Genomic DNA, 1,524 nt, shown 5'->3' with positions numbered 1-1,524 from the left:
AGCTGCCGGTACCAGGCGTCGTGGGTGTAAGTCTTCATGTGGCCGCTGCGGTCGTACCACGGTACCGGCCGCCGGGTCTTCATAATAGGCGAAGCGGGTGACCCGGCCGGGCGTCCCGCCCTCCTGCAAGATAACGCGCCCGCAGTCGTCATAAGTGTTGCGGAAGATCTGCCTGCCTTCGGCATCGAAGGCCGCCAGCACCCTCCCCTCCCGGTCGTAGGTGTAGGTAAAGGTGTAGCCCGCGGCATCGGTCAGGGTGACGAGGTTGTGCTCGGCGTCGTAGCCGAAGGTTACGGCCCGCCCGGCAGAATCGGCCACCTTCTCCAGCAAACCGGCAGCGTTGTAATGGAAGGAAAAATACTTGCCGGACACGGGTTCTTTAACCGTGGTAAGCCGGCCGTCCGGACCGTACTCCAGCTTCAGCACCTGCCCCTGCCGGTTCTTGATCTCCAGGAGCTTGCCCTGTGAGTCGAAGGTGTAGAGAGTCCCGTCCCTGCGCTTTAAGGTGTAGCCGCCCCCGCTACGGCTTAAAGTGTCGAAACGGGTGGCGTAATCGGGGGAGGAGTATTTTCCTACGCCCAGGTTGACGAAAAGGTTTTTCCGGTTGGCGTTCCAGCAGAGCAGCACGTCTCCCTTCGGGGTGAACTCCAGGTGGAGCTCGAAGTTGTGCCCCCACCCCTTGCCTAGAGGTCCCTCCTTAAGGAGAAGAGAGCAGTAGGATATCTTGAAGGGGATCTCCTGCGCCCCGTGCAGGACGAGAAGGGTGCGTTCTAAAAGGTGTGCCCCCGTGCCGGTGTCTACCGGCTCGGCGTAAAGCGAGCCACCTCGCAGGGAGGGATCTACCTTCTCTACGTTGGGGAAGGCGTTCTTACCGGTATAGGGAGGCGAGGTGTAGCGCCAGGCGGTGTAGGTGCCCGAGTTGCCGTGGTTGTCGCTCCACCTTCCCTGGATCTGCCGGTGGTCGCCGGATACACTGGCCGTTATCGAGGCCTGGTAGCCCTCGGTGGTGGAGCAGCTGAGCCGGACCGTCCCGCTGGCGTAGCTGCCGCTGCAGGTCCCTGAAAAGAAGGCGGAAGCAAAGTTGCCGTGAAGCTCGCTCCCCGTCTGGTAAAAGGTGATCCATCCCCCGTAAGAATTGCCTCGCGCCGGTCCGCTTTCGACGTAAGCCTCGGTCCGCCAGAGTCCGGTCAGGGTGAGCGGTACTTCGGCTCTGGCCGGAAAAGCAGTAAATAAGAACAGGGAGAGGAAGAAAAACTTTAAAGCCGCACCTGCAAGGAATCTACCGGGAGAAAGCAAGGCTCTTACCTCCCGGCACCGTATTTTCCACAACCTGGTTCAAAGCAATTTTTTACCACTCGTTTGTAAAGGTCAAGGGGAATTTCAGGGCAAAAAGTGGTATTTGAAGTCCGTTTCTCCTCTTTTGGCGGTAAAAAATCTCCTTTTTACCGTTTCCCTCAAAAACAGAAGGGGGGTCACGCGCGTGACCCCCTACTGCCCCTGCTGCGGTGCCTGCTGCGCCTGGCC

The 1,524-nt window shown here is 59.5% G+C and carries 1 protein-coding gene; it reads right to left on the bottom strand.

Features of this window, described 5'->3' with window-relative positions; all coding sequences use genetic code 11:
• Positions 1-1,296, bottom strand: a 1,296-nt coding sequence (locus DXX99_RS10945) for an RHS repeat domain-containing protein (RefSeq protein ID WP_165847845.1), incomplete at its 3' end; no start/stop codon positions are given.
• Positions 1,297-1,524: the final 228 nt, after the last annotated feature.

It is taken from the genome of Ammonifex thiophilus (genome assembly GCF_003368535.1).
Lineage (GTDB): Bacteria > Bacillota > Desulfotomaculia > Desulfotomaculales > Ammonificaceae > Ammonifex > Ammonifex thiophilus.
Note: the sequence above shows the minus strand (reverse complement) of the source record. Positions and strands in the feature narration are given on the sequence as shown.